The organism is Mastigocladopsis repens PCC 10914 (assembly GCF_000315565.1).
GTDB lineage: Bacteria > Cyanobacteriota > Cyanobacteriia > Cyanobacteriales > Nostocaceae > Mastigocladopsis > Mastigocladopsis repens.
The window spans coordinates 5,615,207-5,632,432 of sequence record NZ_JH992901.1 but is presented as its reverse complement, the minus strand read 5'-3'; the positions used below and the strand labels follow the sequence as shown (position 1 = coordinate 5,632,432).

Below are 17,226 nucleotides of genomic sequence, written 5' to 3'. Positions count from 1 at the left end.
ATTCATTGTAGGTCTTACAGTTCAATCCGTTACATTTGCTATAAAATCTATTGCTAAGGTTTAATCCAGTTCGCTTTCAAAGATAGAAGCGATCGCTTGCTTGGCTGTGTGCTGAAATTCTCTCACATTGACTCTCGTGAGGAACCAAATTGCCAAAAGCATTCCCAGCGCTTGCAGTCCAAATACCAAGCTGTATGCCAACACTTTCTGAGCAAAGATTTGTTTACCAATATCAAGCACCGCACCGCCACTCACTGTCGCCAATGCCCGTGCAACAGCCTGCGCCAAACCCCAAGCGCCAATAAATGTCCCAGCAGTTTCCGCTGCGGTCAAGTCTAGCATGAGGCTGATGGCTCCCGTTGTGGTGACACCAGAAGCTAAACCAAACAGCACTAACGCTCCTTGTAGGAGTTTCTGATTGGCAGTGAATCCTGATAGGATGACGAATACCATAGACAGGGCGACTGTTAAGCACCCCAACATGGCAGTTTTTTGTTTGCCTATGCGTGGCACAATTAAAAAGCCCGTGGAACCGATACCTATCAGCGTTCCGGTTCCCCAAAAAGCGTTTAATCTCGTAGTTTCAGAGACACACATCCCAAAAACTTCACCACCATAAGGTTCCATCACAGCCTCTTGCATAAACAAGCTGATGGTCATCACTAAGAGAAATGTAAAAAACAAACCTGTTTGGCGGCTAGTTGTCAAGACCTTGATAGCTCTTTTCAAAGTAATTTGGTCTTCCCGCTCTACAATAGAGGAGCGTATGCCATATCGAGAATATTTTTTTTCAATTCCTGCTGTCGATAATATGGATAACCCAAAAACGACGGCTGGAAGAATAAAGAATAGGCGGTTAATCGAGTTTTGCAGTGCTGAGAGTTGTTCGGGTTGACTGTACAGGGATACTGTTGCTGTTGTTGTTTCTTGGCAAGTTGCAGCTGCTGGTAATAGCTTCGAGCTAGTAATTGCCCCAATCACAATGCCTACCATGAGCATAGACCAGACAACACCAACAAGTTTAGATCGGTTGTCTTCATCAGAAACATCGACTAACAACGCTGCAAAGGGAGTAGAACTAGAACTTAGAGCCAATCCGTAGAGGGCAAAAATCCCTGCTAACAGGGCTATCCAGCCGTAAGTTTGAGTTGTCCAACCTACAGAGTAAAAACTAGCACCTAATTGCCAGGTGACTTGTACTGCTAAAAAGGATGCGATCGCAAATAGAACTGCACCCACCCATACATAACCAGTGCGGTGATAGCGAAGAAAGCGTTTAGCATCAGACATTTGTCCAAACCACAGCCTTGCCGGTGCGACAAGCTGATGCACTGCTATAGTACCCGCTACCAGTGTAGCTGGAATTGCTAATTCCTTAATCATGATGCGATTCAGCACTCCTAAGGTGAGAACCGACATGATGCCCAACCCCATTTGAAACAAGCCCAGTCGAAACATAGTTAGAATATTAATTCTGGGCAAGGATTCCAAGTTGACTGACTGGTTTGATTTAGGATTGGGTGAATAATCGCTCGTTGCCATAGCTACTTTAAAGGAAATACTCCCAATAATAACCAAGATAACCTTTGGCAACCTCCAAATGACCAGACTTTCATTTTATTTGCTGAACCCTCGTGCCTTGTCTTTCTTGCCTTGACATCTAGTGAAAACGTTTGTTGCTACATATAAAATGCAATAACTGTTGAGTTTGAGGGAAATTAGGTGAGGTCTTCTAAATTAAATCGCATATTCAACCAGGCTTTTGGGGTTTTTCTCGGTATTGCGATCGCTGTCTGGGTACTCAGAGGTTTTGGTATTCTCACTTTCATTCCAGGAGGAGTGATTTGGCTGTTGCTTCTTGGGGCAATTGTTATGGCTATTCTCAATTACGTGCAAAAGACTTGGTGGCGGTTTTAAAAAAAAGCAACATTCTCTACATCCCCCTCATCCCCTCCTCGTACTGTCATAATTGCCCTGACTAGAAGTATCTTTGAAGAAAGGAGAGGGGGAATTTTGGCTGCATTAAGGTGCATATTCAGCGACAGTGTACCCAGTTTTGTGTTCCTCGCTGACATTATTCCCTGACTGTCTTCTGGTGAGTCTATTAAAAAACTGGGTCAAATTTTGAGTCAACAACCATGTCTCAACGTCCTATCTACCTAGATTGCCACGCTACCACACCTGTGGATGAACGGGTACTTGCTGCAATGCTACCCTACTTCAGCGAACACTTTGGGAACGCCTCTAGCATCAGTCATGTTTACGGTTGGGAAGCGGAAGCTGCTGTCAAACAAACACGGGAAATATTAGCAGCCGCAATCAACGCCACGCCAGAAGAAATAGTCTTTACTAGCGGTGCGACAGAAGCTAATAATTTAGCTATCAAAGGTGTTGCAGAAGCCTATTTTCAAAAAGGACAACATATTGTGACTGTTGCGACTGAACACAGTGCTGTTCTTGACCCTGGCAAGTATCTTAAAACCCTCGGTTTTGAAATCACAATCCTCCCAGTCCAAAATGATGGACTCATTGATTTAACCCAGTTGGAAAAAGCTTTTCGTCCCGACACAATTCTGGTTTCGGTAATGGCTGCGAATAACGAAATAGGTGTGTTGCAGCCATTAACAGAAATTGGCGCAATGTGTCGGGAACGCAATGTCCTTTTCCACACTGACGCTGCACAAGCTATTGGTAAGATACCCCTCGACGTGCAGGCGATGAAAATTGACTTGATGTCGTTAACAGCACATAAGGTATACGGTCCCAAGGGGATCGGAGTATTGTACGTCCGCCGCCGCAACCCCAGAGTACAAGTTGCTCCTCAGCAGCATGGTGGTGGACATGAACGCTTAATGCGTTCTGGCACTTTGTATACACCGCAAATCGTAGGATTTGGTAAGGCGGTGGAGATTGGTTTGGAAGAACAAACGACAGAAAGCCAACGCCTCACACAATTAAGACAAAGATTGTGGGAACAACTTTCTCAATTAGATGGAATTCATCTCAACGGACATCCTACTCAACGACTACCGGGAAATTTGAATATCAGCGTTGAGGGAGTGGATGGAGCTGCACTGCTGTTAGGATTGCAACCAGTGATGGCGGTGTCTTCTGGATCTGCTTGCTCTTCTGCAACGACTGCACCTTCCCATGTTCTCACGGCATTGGGACACTCGGAACAGCTAGCCTATGCGTCAGTACGGTTTGGTATAGGACGCTTCAACACTGCGGAGGAAATTGACAGGGTGGCAGAACACACTATTTCTACTATTCAAAGTTTACGTAAGCAGGTTTTGACGGTGTAAATTGAACCACATAAGAACAGGGAAAACACAGAAGGCTCATTTGATCTGTGTGCATCTGTGTAGCCTACCGCACCGCTTACACCTACATCTGTGGTTTCATATCAAAACTGTCGCTATGATGTCAATAGCTAACCCCGCTACTTGAGGACTTCCAGCACAGCCTCTATAGCCCTCTCTTTCTGAGGGTCTGTACCTTGAGCGTATTCCAATGAGAATGGAACGTTAATATCAGGCATCACTCCTTTACCTTCCAACCGTTGTGTTTCGTTGACAAATACATTTGAAACTGCTAAGTAAAGGAAGCTACCATCTGGCATTAAAAAAGGACGACCCGCAACCACTGCTCCCGTTGTCTTGGAACCAACCACAGGTCCTATTTTGTGTTGCTGGAAGGCATACGCTAAAATTTCCTTACTACTTCTGCTCCCCTCATTGATGACCATAACCACAGGCTTTTTCCATTGAGAAATATAAGTAGATCTCTTGCCATTACGGGGGATGCTAGTAACACTGGGACCTTCCTTTGCAGTGAATATATTGAGATAACCGATATCTCCTCCACCCCAGCCATCTCGTAAATCCAAAACCAACGCTTGTGCATCTCTAAGGCGATCGTAGATGAGGTCTTCCCGAAGTTTCTCCTGGTCTGGATCTGCGGCATTTGACCAGATATGAACGTAGCCAATTTTCTTGCCGTCCCTTTGAAGGATCTGGGTACTGGCTTGCTGTGCCTCCAGAAACATAGTAGCTGCATTGAACATCTTGGGAGTCACAGCAATTTTTTCACGGCTATTAGCTTCAGGTGTTCTCTGAATCAACAGCGTGACTTTCTGACCTGCTTTCCCTGCAAAAGATTGTATCGCTTGGTAAGGACGACCATCTACACTCAGCAGTTGATCGCCCACTTTTAAACCAGCTTTAGCAGCAGGACTCTCATCTAAAATGCCACTGACAAAAGTTTTACCGTTGATGTCTTTGGTCATGGCACCAATGCCACTGTATTCAATTTTGCCTTTTGGGAAGAACTTACTTAAGCGCTTTTGAAACTCACTATTTCCTGACTGAAAAATCCCCAAAAGCTGATAGTATGCTGGCTCATCTTGAATGTAGAAGCGGGTGTGAGAAGTTTGCAACTCAGAAAGCATTTGATTGATCACAGGAGCAACTTCTTGACTTGACTTGGTTCGCGCTGCTTGAGGTTCATACTTTTCCCGCATTGCTTTCCAGTTCACTCCGTTAAATTTTGGGTCGTAAAAGTTTTCGTTGACAGTTTGCCAGACTTGTTCAAAAACTTTCGTTTCAGGTTTTGCCAGCGTTTTAGGCAGTGGGGAGGTAAACCATAGGAGGAGCAAAACTGAGAAACTTATCAGCAATGCTGTAGCAAACTTATTTAATTTCGGGAGTACAAGTCTTTTCATTGTGTCTTTTTATTTATAATTAGTTTCCTTCCCTACGTACCAGCGCAGCAGAGTCTTTGTCTAGCACGGGCTGAACTGACGGCTGTCTTCGTAGCTGCTTGGTTTGCTCCAGAACTTTCCACATATCCTCCTGCGACAGGCGTTGGACGTAGTTGAGTTTGACTTCCTCTAAAAAGTCAATGAGTAAGTTCTGAATTTCCGAGAGGACTTGTTTTTTCTGCATTTCTGTTCCCAGGGCTTCGCTGAAGCCTTGCACAAGTTGACTGGAAAGTTTTGCTGCAACAGGGTCTTCTGTTGCACTCACAATGGCACTGTAAAGGTTAGTCGTGATTTGGGTAGCCAGTTGCTCACTAAGTTGAGTTTGCATCTGTACCAGTCCAGGTAAGTTTTGCAGGTTGCGATAAATGGGAGCTTGTCTGAGGGCGCTTTCGATGTTATGCCGTAAAATGGCAGCGACTTCAGGTTGGATTTTTGGCAGCACTTGGTAAACAATTGTTTGCACCACAATGGTTCCAATTGCTTCTACTTCATTAATATTATTTATGTCTATGTAGGAACGCAGGTTTTCTTTTTGTGACAGCCAACGTCTTAGCTCACCCCGTTGAATAGACCCCTGAATTTGGTTGATAACCCGCACGACAACAATTTCTGTGATTTCTTCGGCAAAATTCGCTACAATTCCTTGATGAATTTGCTGGCGTAGTGGATGGAGATTTAATAATCGTGCGTGGTCAAGGCGAATGAAAACAGGTATAACCCGCAAAGGTCGCCAAAACGGTAACAGCAAAAATAGGTCGTACCAGCGCCAGAAAATCGCATTTGATAAGCTAAACCCTGGATGTTGACGTTTTATATAGAAGCTACGCGCTAGCAACTCTACACCAAATAAAATCACAAAAGGTAAATCAAGTCTCCAAAATTCATCAACTAATTCGCCGTTTTCCCCAATGTTTCGGTAGTAGTTGGTGACAATTAAAGGACGGATTTTTTCGTTGAAAAAATTAATTTCTTGGTTCCAACCTCGTTTTGATAAATACGCTTGACTCCAGAAAGTGGAAAATGCTTGCTTGGAAGATTCAACACCTATGCGATCGCGCATCCGATTTTTGATTTTTTCCAAGGTACCACTCTTGTCAACCGCAGCAAACGGGTTGCTGTCAATCATCTCACGACTAATATTGCGGAGTTCCTCTAGTTTTTTTCCCACCTGAGGTGATTGCAAACCTGTTTGACTCACCTGTTCTTTGAGTGTGTCTACAGTTGCCAGATATTTTTCTGTTTCTCGATGAGGTTCAATCCCTTTAATTGGGTCGTATATCTGCGTAATTCGCGGGAGATTTCGTATGTAAAAATCCCGCCAAGGAACATAACTTAAATCAAATAAAACTAAGCATAAATTAACAGAGGCAATAATTGCCATCAATCGCTCAAACCATATGTTTCGTTGCATTAAGGGTTTTACGTTAGCCATTGGCTTTTCAATAAGAAAGTACAGATTTTGAATCCAACATCTCTAAATTATGTGGTTTTGGGTCTTGCTAACCTGTATCTACTGCTTTTAAAAGCTACCTCTATAGATGGATGACAAAAAACAACTGTTAAAAATAACTAAAAAACGACCAATGTAACTTAAACTAATCAAAAATCACAAATAATGCGAAAAAAGACGTTACAGAGACTTAAAATGCATCTGTTAACGTCAATATCCAGTTGATTTAACTAAGAGGAGTTTGATCTATGTGGTGTGGGTTTGGAAAATCAAGTGTTACCGTTGCGACTGCTTGTCTGATAACAGCTAGTATAGTGATTTCCGATGTCGCTTTTGCTGCTCGTAGCTACACACCACGGCAATTTCGTGCCGTGTTGCGGGGATTGGGTTATAACGTCAAGGTATCAGATGTACCTTTGACAGACGCAGATACTAAAAAAGCAATTCAAGAATTTCAAAAAGGGTATAAGCTACAACCAATTGATGGAATAGCAGGACCAAAAACTCAAGATTTTGCTGCAAGAATAATTGACATTTTGCAGGCAAATTTAAACTTGGTAGCGAAGCCCAATCCTCCCTTACCCCGTAATCAATATTATGGTCCTCAAACAGAAGCAGCAGTAAGGCAGTATCAGAAAAAACTAGGTTTAAAAGAAACAGGAATTGCTGACTTAGCATTCAGGCAAAGACTCGACCAACAAGCCAAGGAAGCCCTGCAGAAGCCAACAGCTGTGCCAACAACGCAGCCGTCACCAACACCAACAACTACACCAACAGCAACGCCTACTTCTACACCTGAAGTGTCACCCACAGCAACGCCTACTTCTACACCTGAAGTGTCACCCACAGCAACGCCTACTTCTACACCTGGCGTGTCACCCACAGCAACGCCTACTTCCACACCTGGCGTGTCACCCACAGCAACCCCTACACCAACACCGACAAGATAATGAATTGCCTTAACTCATCTGGGTTGGGCTAGGTTCTTCTAAGGGTCTACCCTTAGGAGTGGGTAAAATTGGGCGGCGGTCATCGTAAGGCATGGGAATGTACTGTACGCTGGGACGTCCGCCTTGAGGTTGTGGGTATAAATCCATGAGGTCGTAGATAATACGGGGCAGTCCGGCTGTTATGGGCAGCCCCATTTCTGTAGCTTCTTCAACGGTGATTGGATAGTCGTGAGTCACGCGCCCAGTTGTTAGGGCATCGATAATATTTTCGATGTTTTCTGGCTTGACTTTTTGTGTGGGTACTGTATCTTTTAGCAGAGTCCGCACAAAGCGCTGCACTTGATCGATCGCTTTGCGCGATAAATCTGCCATAATCAAAGTCTGGTCGTCAACTTCACCAATAGGCTTCTGTTCAACAACTTTAATGATGCTGGCTGCTGGGAAGTTACCCAGTTGTGGGTCAACTGGTCCAAGAACAGCGTTGGCATCCATAACAATTTCATCAGCAGCTAGAGCAAGCATTGTACCGCCACTCATAGCGTAGTGAGGTACAAAAACGGTCACTTTGGCAGGATGACGAATTAATGCTCTGGCTATTTGTTCTGTTGCTAAGACCAAACCACCAGGAGTATGCAAAATTAGGTCAATAGGAACTTCTGGCGGTGTGAGGCGAATTGCCCGCAGTATCTGTTCTGAGTCTTCGATGGTGATATAACGTGAAACAGGAATTCCCAAAAAGCTGATCGATTCTTGGCGGTGAATGAGCAAAATCACTCTGCTTTTACGTTGCTGCTGAAATTCCTGTAGGGAACGCACGCGTCGATACTCTATCTGACGTTTTTGCCACAGAGGTTGCAGGGAAGAAAGGAGGAGAAAAATCCAAAATAAATCGCCTATACCGAAGCCCATATGCAATTCAAAATTAAAATTAATATGCCTAACTTGGGCAAGCATCCTCTTTGCTTGCTCTTGTAAAAGCGTGTTAGTTAAGGATTGATTGCCAAAATTAGGATGACTTTCCTTATTGTTTCAATTTTTGAAAAATATCGAGTCTATCTAGAGAGTTATAAGAATTGAACTGCACCTGGTGTTGAGGAGGAGAGGAGATCATTTGTTTGTTGGGTGGCGGAGATTTTTTCAAGCAAGAATATATATATAAAGATGAATTGCTTGAATTAGGAATAGCTTCGCCAAATTTTGATGGTATCATCATCGCTACCGCTGACGATACTCTGTCCATCTGGACTAAAAGCAACGGATCTGACATAGTTGGAATGACCTGAAAGAGTGCAGATTTCACTGCCTGTACTTATCTGCCAAATTTTGATAGTTTTATCCCAACTGCCGCTGGCAAGAAGGTTTCCATTGGGGCTAAAGGCAACTGACCACACCGCATCGCAATGACCTGTGAAGGTGCGAATTTCCTGTCCTGTACTCACGTGCCAAAGTTTGATTGTGCTGTCAGCACTGCCACTAGCCAGAAATTGCCCATCCGGACTAAAGGCAACAGAGTTAACAAAGAAGGAATGACCTGTGAAGGTGCGAATTTCTCTGCCTGTATTCACGTGCCAAAGCTTGATTGTGCTGTCAGCGCTCCCACTAGCTAGAAATTGCCCATCCGGACTAAAGGCAACTGACCATACTGAATCCGAATGACCTATGAAAGTGCTGATTTCTATGCCTGTACTCACTTGCCAAAGCTTGATTGTGCTGTCAGCACCGCCACTAGCTAATATCAACCCTTGCCCTACGGTCACTTTGCCAAACAAGGGGAACTCCCCCACGTAAGTTTCCTCTTCTTGAACAGAGGGTTTTGAGGTGATTGGACTAAAGGCTACGGAATTGATCCAGTTGCCATGACTAGTGAGTGTACGGATTTGTTTTCCTGTCGTGACTTGCCACAGTTTGATGGTTTCATCCCAGCTCCCACTAGCAAGCAACTGTCCATCTGGACTTAAGGCGACGGCATGAACTATGTTGGAATGACCAGAAAACCAACGACCAAGGGTACGCAGTGGTTTACCAGTTTCTAGTTGCCACAGTTTGATTGTGTTGTCATTGCTTCCACTGGCAAGCAACTGCCCATTTGAGCTAATAGCAACGGCAAGAACCATGCTGGAATGACCTCTAAGAGTACGTACGCATTGCCACTTTTGAGAAGTCACAACAGATGGGATAAGGGGTGATGAGTAGAGTGTTATCACCTGTGTGGGGAGAACCTCAGCGAGATTAGCATCTAATAAATTTAGCCACTCCTGTACGGACTGGGGGCGGAGATTTGGTTGCAAATCCATCCCCCTCATGATTGCTTGATTTACCGTGTCGCTAATATTGGGATTGAAATGTTTCGGTGTTTCTAGGGGAGTGTTGCGGCATTGTCTGTCATCGGCATTCCTTGGTATGACTCCGGTTATTAAACTATACAAGGTGGCAGCTAGTGCGTACACATCAATGTATTCTCCCCGTGGTGCTTCCAATTCATACTGTTCTGGCGGGGCAAAACCAGGAGTGCGATACACTGTATGCCTTTGAATAACATTGGGGATAAATTCTCTGGCAATACCAAAGTCAATGAGCACAGCTTCTGATTTGCCAGCTCGGAGCATAATGTTACGCGGTTTGATGTCCCGATGCAGCAAACCTTTAGTGTGAATAACTTTCAAAGCGTCGCCAATTTGCCGGATGTACAAAAGTGCTTCAGCTTCTGATAAAACTCCCATACGTCGCAGGCGACTGCCCAAGTCTTCACCTGCGATGTACTCCATCACCATGCAAGGCAAATTTCCTTCATCAAAAATGTTTTCTATCTGCACTATATGAGGATGGCGACATACGGCGAGTCGAATGGCTTCATCGCGGAAATCTTGCTTTAATTTAGTTTGATGCGGTTTCCAGGTAGAGTGATTGAGGATTTCTTCTCTAAGGGTTTTAATGACCCGCAGTTCATCCCGTTCATTTTTAGCGAGATAGGTGATACCAATTCCACCTTCGCCTAGTTTTCTTGCGATGATGTAGCGTCCCCCAAACAACAACTGTCCTGGATTCCAGACCATTAGATTAATTGCTAAATTATGCTATTTATTTTTGCACGGTATTAAAGCTGGATCAGGAGATGGGGTGATGGAGTGTAAGTCCTGCGGACAGGCTGCGCCAACGCGTAGCGGCGACCTAAGAGTTTGGGGACAGATGCCAAATTTTGAATGTTGAATTGATTTATTGCCTTGTCTTATTAGACTGTCAACCAAAAATTGAGGTGTAAGTTTAGTTCGTAGTGAGAGCTAAGGGCGAAGACGCAAGGCGGCTTCCCGGAGGGTAGACAGCGCCAACTACGAACCCATAAAATTTAGCTTGACAGACCACTATTCTCCAGCCGCCAACACTCGTCTAACTCAACCTAACAAACAGACTACTAGGAAGTTAGTAACATCTTAAAATTTGTTAAACAAATCAACTTTAAGACTAGTTATGTTTTAAATATAAAACTAAAGGATAAAAGCCATCACTAATTCAAGTTAGCAAAAGCAAAAGGTTTCATGTTGATAAATCTCTACATATTTCTTTAAAATAAGAACTTGGAAAATATCTTTATTCATTTAATAATTAAGGGTGTTTTTATATAAAAAATTATTTTTTTAATCTGGACATGATTCGGAATGCTGCAAAATTATTTTGTAGCTACCTATAATCTTACGAAAGTAAGGTTCACCCTTACCCTATCCATGCAACGGGTAATGTATGATTTCAATTATCTGCTCCTTGTACTGTTATTTTTACATCATTTGAGAATATGTTAAAAAAATTGAATTTGAGACAAAAATTTACAATTTTGCTCATCGGAATTCTTGTAGTAGGTTTGAGCTTAAGTGGATTAGTTCTTTCTGCTTTACTGAGGCAGAATGCCACAAATGAAATTGCCTCAAAAGCTTTAACACTCATTGACACAATGACTTCTGTGCGTGAGTACACAATTACCCAAATCACGCCAGAATTATCTGATGAGTTGGACACTAAGTTTATGCCTCAAACTGTGGCTGCATACTCAGCACGGGAAGTCTTTGAAAATCTCCGAAAAAGACCAGACTATCGAGACTTCTTTTATAAAGAAGCAGCAATAAATCCTACAAATCTTCGGGATAAGGCTGATAGTTTTGAGACAAAAATCTTAGAGCGTTTTAGAAAAGAAAAAAATTTAAACCAGGTAAATGGTTTTCGCTCACTTCCTGGAGGTGACATATTTTATATTGCTCGTCCGCTATCAATTTCTCAAGAAAGTTGTCTTCAGTGTCATAGCACACCTGATGCCGCACCTAAAACTATGATTGACCGTTTTGGAGCAGTTAGTGGGTTTGGGTGGCACTTAAATGAAATTGTAGCTGCTCAAATAGTTTCGCTACCAGCGAGCAAAGTCATCGAAAAAGCGCAGCAATCTTCTTTAATGATAGTGGGACTTGTATCTACAATTTTTATAGCAGTCATCTTTTTAGTCAACGTCTTTTTGAATCGACAAGTTATTATTCCTCTCAAGCGGATAACTCGTGTAGCCGAGGAAGTCAGCACAGGGCATTTAGATGTTGACTTTGACCAGATTTCTAATGATGAAATTGGTAATCTTGCTAAAGCTTTCAAACGGATGAAGTTAAGTTTGGAAATGGCAATGAAAAGAATCAGACGTAGCCAGGGAGGAAATACAGGAGGAACAGCAGGACATTAAGCTGTGATGAGAATGTGTGTATTACAGTTTTGAGTTTCTTGTGGAACGGACGTCTCGCTCCTTCTAAATAAGGAGCGCTCAAGATGAGCATCCCACAAGAGCTTTATTTAATACAACTCTGAACTGGTATATTTTGAGAGCTATTTGCTCCTTATTAATACTCATGAAAACAAGCGTCTTCTAAATTCAAAAGCTGCTGTTGCATCGGGAATTTCCCCGGCTAAAAAGTCAACAAATTGGTAAGGCGACAGGTCAGGAGTTCCAGCCAATATCTCTTCTACAATCAGACTTGCCATTGGTCCAATGTAGTAAGCTAGCTCTTGCTGACAACGTTGTATAAAAGCTGGATTGAGTGAGGATTGTTGTGGTTGAATGTGTGGTTTAAGTTCAGGAGTTTGTTGCTGGCTAGATGAAATTCTAGAGGAACTCACTCTTGTTTCTGGATCTTGGTTGTTGTATGAGTGACGCATTGTAACCCCAGGCTGAGATCCGTGCGCTATGACAGTAGGAGGCAAATCAAGTATCGTTGATTGTGACATCATTTGAGACTGTCCAAGACGTTCTAATTCTGCAAGAACTTCCTTCGAGGATTGGTATCGCTGCTTGGGGGTATCTGCTAGCAATTTATCGAGGACTCTGGAAAAATCATTGCTGACATTGCTGTAAAAATGCCATCTCCACTCTAAAGAGTACTGATCCATAAGCAAGGACGGATCTCTACCTGTTAACAAGACAGCTGCGGTGACACCCAGAGCATAAAGGTCACTGCTAGGAGAACACAACCCCAAGCTAATTTGCTCGCGGGGAGCATATCCCACTTTGCCCACAAGTGACATTTTGCCAACAAAAGTCATGTGGTAGCCAGTGCTACCTTCGTTCAGGTCAGCTATCTGCTTTCCCACACCGAAATCAATCAGCACTGGCAAATGTTTGCCCTCAGGTAACATGATGTTATCAGGAGAAATATCTCGATGAATAATGTTGTGCTTGTGAACATAATTCAACACAGGTAATAGATTTTTTAGCCACTGTATAACTTCGCCTTCAGAAAAAGCCTGTCCTTGGCTTTGCCGTTCTCGCAACAGCGCTGAATATGTTTTCCCATCAACAAACTCCTGTACCAAAAACAGCCGACCATCTCCTTCAAAACAAGCCAAAAAACGAGGAATCTGCGGGTGTTCCAATTGGTGAAGAATTTTTGCTTCTCTTTTAAACAAGTTGCGACACTTTTCTAGAGCATTCTCACCTGACCCAGTAGGTGCAAATTCTTTCAGGACGCATGCTTCGTTGAAGCGACGAGTATCAAACGCCAAGTATGTTCTTCCCAGTCCTCCCTGTCCCAGGAGTTTTTGAATGATATAACGGTTATCAATCATTGTTCCAGAAGGAATTTCTGGTTTTATTAAGGGAGACTGAGACATAACATTGCACTCCTCGCGAGCCTAACTATTTTGTTTATGAAGTATTTAATGTTTTTAAGGTTAAAAACTCTATTAGGCAAAAATTTTAATCAATTGATTGATAGATTCTGCGTTTTCTATCATAACTACAGAACAACCCACTGTATTTCCTTAATAGGAGTCTGTTACAGGATAGACAAGTTATACCATAGAAGTCTATTTATCGTTAAGCTAACCTCTTAAGCACCTAATTACCTATCAACAGAATTGTCAAAAGAAAAGCAAAGAAATGATAAAATTTTGTAAAGCAGCTTCCCTTAACAGCTTGTCAATCAACCTTCTGTTGATTAGCAGATTCTTGGTTAAGCAAGACAGAGGGTGTTTTTTTGACCTGCGCCTCAAGAGGTCTGACTTTTTCCACTAATTTAATGAATTGCTCATAGTTAGGTACTTTTGCTACAGGGAGATAACCAGCGTCTGCTGCAATATCTCCAGGTGCTTGGCTCATCGCTTTTTCAATTTGCTGCTGTTGATTGCGCTCTACAGTCGGTGCTAATATAACAACCGCAGGAGGAATCCAGCGGCTAGAGTGTAAAATTCTAAACTTTGTTGTACTAAACTCTCGCTGATAAAGCTCAAAATCCTTCTCAGATAATGCGCCAGCATCAACGCTACCTTCACTTAGCCACTGTAGTACTGTTTTGGGAGTGGGAGCAAACCGGATTTGAGTAAGCGTTAAACCGTACAAATCATATAGAGGAACATAATAACCAGTAGCAGAACCTGCTGCTCCTAAGGCAACAGTTTTATTAGCTAGGTCTGCTATTGTTTTTATTGGTTTATCATCTTTGACTATAACTAAGGAGCGTTGTCTACCACTGGTTCCCTCCATAGAGAACAGAGGAGTGTAAAGTTCTTTGCCCATTGCAATTGCTGCTAAACCTGGAGGCGCAAAAACAATCTCCCAATTTTTGCGCTGAATTTGCTCCAGAGCTTGCAATTCGTTATAAGCGGGTTCTAATTCTACAATCGAGTGAGTTTGTCTTGCTATATAGTCTTTGAAGCGTTCGTACTTTTCTATAGAAACTGCTCCTTCTCCGTAGCTTACCACACCTATGGTGAGTTTTTCTGATCTAATGTCTTCTTTTTTGTCATTACATCCTACCCCTAGTAACCCAATAAGTACTAAGAACTGGATCAGCAAAAAACGTTGTAAAATAATGATTCTCATTAGCCCATGATAGTTTAATGGATTTTATCAAACTAGAGACATTTTGATTATCGCTATTTCAAGTGATGAATCTAGTAAATTAGGTAAAAAATTAATTTTTTATAAGTCTTTTGTTGCCATTTGAAAATATTAGTTGACGAACATACATTGTTTGGGATCATCATGAGAAACAAACGCTAATCAACCAATCAAATGACTGGTAGATTTGAACAAGCTACGCTTGTCACTCCTCAACCTTATTTAGAACTCAATACTCAAGGTCAAACCCTTCGGCTTTATCTCGAAAAAGATGTGCATCGTTTAGGTCGCGGTCGTGACTGGGCAGATTTAGAAGTCCCAATGGGCTGGGAAGTATGCTCTAGAAAGCAGGCAATCCTACAAAAAGAAGGAAAAGACTATAGAATTTACGATGGAGATGGTTCAGATCCGAGCCGGAATGGGATTTTTATCAATCAAAATCGAATAAATGCCTCCGAAGGCTATCTGTTGAAAAATGGAATTGAGCTGGAAATTGGGCAATCTCCTAGCAACAGAATATTGTTAACTTACTGTAACCCGGCTAATCCAGTTAACAATCACTTGGTGATACCAAGCAACCGCCGTCTGGATTTGAAAAGTTTGAAGGATTGGCCCGTGCAACTGGGTCGTGCGCCGGGGAGTGATCGCTACTCCACAATGCAGCTAGATGCACCCACAGTTTCCCGCCTACACGCCTCTATTTATCCTGATACTCAAGGCGGACACACTCTGAATGACCATAGTACCAACGGGATTTTTGTTGATGGCATAAGAGTCTCAAAACGTCTCCATCTGGAGGATGGTAGTAAGATTCAGATTGGTCCGTTTACCCTACTTTATCGGCGCGACTGCTTAGAATTACTCAATACTGGGAGTCAAATCCGCCTTGATGTTCATCAACTGCTGCGAAAAGTTAAAGATAAGGAGGGCAAGGAAAAAGTTATCCTCAACGGTGTATCTCTGGTGATTCAACCAGGACAGTTGGTCGCGTTGGTTGGGGGTAGTGGCGCTGGTAAGTCCACCCTGATGAAATCCTTATTAGGAATTGAGCCAGTCACATCGGGTACAGTCTATCTCAATGGGGACAACTTGCGGCAAAACTGGGCGATGTATCGCTCGCAAATTGGTTATGTCCCCCAAGATGATATTGTGCATCCTGATCTGACGGTGGAAGAAGTCATTTCTTACGCTTGCAAGCTGCGACTCCCACCAGATACGAATGTCAAGCAGGTCGTTGAGACCACCCTAGAGCAGATCAAGTTGAGTCACGTCAGACATAACTTTATTCGCAATCTCAGTGGTGGACAGCGCAAACGTGTGAGCATCGGTGTGGAACTATTAGCAGATCCCAAACTGTTCTTCCTCGATGAACCGACTTCCGGTCTTGACCCCGGTCTAGATAAAGAAATGATGAAGTTATTGCGGGAGTTAGCAGAGCAAGGACGAACAGTGGTGTTAGTCACCCATGCTACAGCCAATATTGAGGTGTGCGATCGCATTACTTTCATGGGTCGGGGTGGGAAACTCTGCTACTTTGGACCTCCCCAGAACGCGCTGCGCTTCTTTGAAATGCCTTCGGAGGATGTGAAATACTTTTCAGATATTTATATCAAGCTAGACCAAGGCGCTACCATATCAGAAGTTTTATCAACGGTTGACCGTTGGGCACACAAATACCAACATTCACCGGAATATCACAACTACGTTCAAGCGCTTCTCAGTCCGGGTAAAAATACCAAATTTAAAACTGATGATACTGTCGTCACAGGGATATCCCCATTCAAACAACTGTGGTTGCTTAGTCAAAGGTATCTCCAGTTAGTATTGAGAGACCGCGCCAGTTGGATTTTCTCTTTGATATCGGGTCCAATTGCTATTGGTCTAACGGCTTGGATATTGCAAGGTGAGACTCCTCTGCACAGACTTAATCCACTTGAACTGGGTCAAAATTCCTTAGCACTCAAGGTACTTTTCATATTCAGTTGTATTGGAATTTGGATTGGACTTTCTGGTTCTGTTCGCGAAATTGTCAAGGAATCAGCAATTTACGCCAGAGAAAGATTGATTAATTTAGGCTTATTTCCCTATTTAGGTTCTAAACTTCTGATACGTTCTGGTTTAGCCCTTGTTCAAACTTTATTGATTGTTTTAGCAGTTCTCGTAGGCTTTAAATCACCAGAATATAATCTCTTGCCTTGGTTTCTGGGCTTGGGGTTCACAACCTTTTTAACGCTGCTAGCGAGTGTTAGCCTCAGTTTGATGATTTCAGCGTTTGTTAAAAATGAAAACGAGGCGAATAGTATTCTTCCTTTAATTATGATTCCCCAGATTATTTTGTCAGGAGTTCTTTTTGAACTTAAAGGATTACCTGGTAAACTTGGCTGGCTGACAATTAGTAGATGGTCTATGGGAGCTTATGGAGCCTTAGTTAATGTTAATAAAATGATTCCTGCAAATACACCAGAGGATATTGTGAAAGCTTCTTCTGTTTATGATGCAACGTGGAAGAATCTGGGCTTAAATTGGGGGATTCTGGGTGTGCATGCTTTGGTTTGTTTGGTGGTGGCGCTAATAATGCAAAAGCGGAAGGATATTGTTTGAGCAAGATTGTTGTGTTATTTCGCGCCAAGACGCAAAAGTTCTCTCATCGTCTTTGCGTTTTTGTATGCCATACCAATCTGGGAGGGGGTTTAGATGCGGTAGT

Annotated in this window: 12 protein-coding genes; 5 read left to right on the top strand and 7 right to left on the bottom strand. The window is 42.9% G+C overall.

Annotated features, from left to right (window positions below):
- Positions 1–60 precede the first annotated feature (60 nt).
- The gene (locus tag MAS10914_RS0127040; protein WP_017319074.1) at positions 61–1,542 is read right to left on the bottom strand and encodes a BCD family MFS transporter; all 1,482 of its coding nucleotides are present in this window, start codon (positions 1,540–1,542) and stop codon (positions 61–63) included.
- A gap of 180 nt (positions 1,543–1,722) precedes the next feature.
- Here MAS10914_RS0127040 and MAS10914_RS0127035 point away from each other — a divergent pair, with 180 nt between their 5' ends.
- Positions 1,723–1,917, top strand: a complete 195-nt coding sequence (locus tag MAS10914_RS0127035; protein WP_017319073.1) for a hypothetical protein — start codon at positions 1,723–1,725, stop codon at positions 1,915–1,917.
- A gap of 221 nt (positions 1,918–2,138) precedes the next feature.
- Positions 2,139–3,305 carry a cysteine desulfurase family protein gene (locus MAS10914_RS0127025; protein ID WP_017319071.1) on the top strand — a complete coding sequence of 389 codons (1,167 nt, stop codon included), beginning with the start codon at positions 2,139–2,141 and terminating at the stop codon, positions 3,303–3,305.
- A 137-nt stretch (positions 3,306–3,442) separates the two neighbouring features.
- Here the strand turns inward: MAS10914_RS0127025 and MAS10914_RS0127020 are convergent, their stop codons facing one another.
- Positions 3,443–4,723 carry a S41 family peptidase gene (locus tag MAS10914_RS0127020; protein ID WP_017319070.1) on the bottom strand — a complete coding sequence of 427 codons (1,281 nt, stop codon included), beginning with the start codon at positions 4,721–4,723 and terminating at the stop codon, positions 3,443–3,445.
- 19 nt (positions 4,724–4,742) lie between these two features.
- A complete protein-coding gene (locus MAS10914_RS0127015) occupies positions 4,743–6,194 on the bottom strand; it encodes a hypothetical protein (RefSeq protein WP_017319069.1) in 1,452 nt (483 codons plus the stop codon).
- A 266-nt stretch (positions 6,195–6,460) separates the two neighbouring features.
- Here MAS10914_RS0127015 and MAS10914_RS0127010 point away from each other — a divergent pair, with 266 nt between their 5' ends.
- Positions 6,461–7,162, top strand: coding sequence for a peptidoglycan-binding domain-containing protein (locus MAS10914_RS0127010; protein ID WP_017319068.1), 702 nt, complete (start codon positions 6,461–6,463; stop codon positions 7,160–7,162).
- 9 nt (positions 7,163–7,171) lie between these two features.
- Here the strand turns inward: MAS10914_RS0127010 and MAS10914_RS0127005 are convergent, their stop codons facing one another.
- The gene (locus tag MAS10914_RS0127005) at positions 7,172–8,071 is read right to left on the bottom strand and encodes an SDH family Clp fold serine proteinase (RefSeq protein ID WP_026082847.1); all 900 of its coding nucleotides are present in this window, start codon (positions 8,069–8,071) and stop codon (positions 7,172–7,174) included.
- A gap of 266 nt (positions 8,072–8,337) precedes the next feature.
- Entirely contained in the window at positions 8,338–10,215 is a 1,878-nt protein-coding gene (locus tag MAS10914_RS0127000; RefSeq protein WP_017319066.1) for a serine/threonine-protein kinase, read from the bottom strand.
- 734 nt (positions 10,216–10,949) lie between these two features.
- Between MAS10914_RS0127000 and MAS10914_RS0126995 the strand changes: the two genes are divergently transcribed.
- A complete protein-coding gene (locus MAS10914_RS0126995; protein ID WP_017319065.1) occupies positions 10,950–11,873 on the top strand; it encodes a c-type heme family protein in 924 nt (307 codons plus the stop codon).
- A 161-nt stretch (positions 11,874–12,034) separates the two neighbouring features.
- Here the strand turns inward: MAS10914_RS0126995 and MAS10914_RS0126990 are convergent, their stop codons facing one another.
- Positions 12,035–13,294: a serine/threonine-protein kinase gene (locus tag MAS10914_RS0126990; RefSeq protein WP_017319064.1), complete on the bottom strand. Its 1,260-nt coding sequence runs from the start codon at positions 13,292–13,294 to the stop codon at positions 12,035–12,037.
- A gap of 307 nt (positions 13,295–13,601) precedes the next feature.
- On the bottom strand, positions 13,602–14,504 hold the full coding sequence (locus tag MAS10914_RS0126985; RefSeq protein ID WP_017319063.1) for a phosphate/phosphite/phosphonate ABC transporter substrate-binding protein: 903 nt from the start codon (positions 14,502–14,504) through the stop codon (positions 13,602–13,604).
- 192 nt (positions 14,505–14,696) lie between these two features.
- On the opposite strand from MAS10914_RS0126985, the gene MAS10914_RS0126980 reads away from it, so the two are divergent.
- On the top strand, positions 14,697–17,123 hold the full coding sequence (locus MAS10914_RS0126980) for an ATP-binding cassette domain-containing protein (RefSeq protein ID WP_017319062.1): 2,427 nt from the start codon (positions 14,697–14,699) through the stop codon (positions 17,121–17,123).
- Positions 17,124–17,226 lie beyond the last annotated feature (103 nt).